The organism is Pseudoalteromonas sp. GW168-MNA-CIBAN-0100 (assembly GCF_040309225.1).
Classification (GTDB): domain Bacteria; phylum Pseudomonadota; class Gammaproteobacteria; order Enterobacterales; family Alteromonadaceae; genus Pseudoalteromonas; species Pseudoalteromonas arctica.
The window spans coordinates 1-246 of record NZ_JBEOOL010000932.1 but is presented as its reverse complement, the minus strand read 5'-3'; the positions used below and the strand labels follow the sequence as shown (position 1 = coordinate 246).

The window sequence follows — 246 nt, the reverse complement described above, 5'->3', positions numbered from 1 at the left end:
CGGCGAGTATTATTTAAAAGATAAGTTAGTAAAAAGTATGACCGAAACCGAGCTTGCGCACCAACGCAACGAAAGCGTCGGATTTATATTTCAAAGCTTTAACTTATTACCACGCGCATCGGCGCTAGAAAATGTAATGCAGCCTTTAGTTTACCGCTTTACCCCTAGCAAACAACGCAAACAGCAAGCCCTTGAGGCGCTAAAGCGCGTGGGCTTAGCCGACAAAGTAAATCACTTATCAAGCCA

At 44.3% G+C, this 246-nt stretch carries 1 pseudogene; it reads left to right on the top strand.

Features of this window, described 5'->3' with window-relative positions:
- Positions 1 to 246, top strand: a pseudogene (locus AAEY62_RS24070) (macrolide ABC transporter ATP-binding protein); the annotation flags it as partial.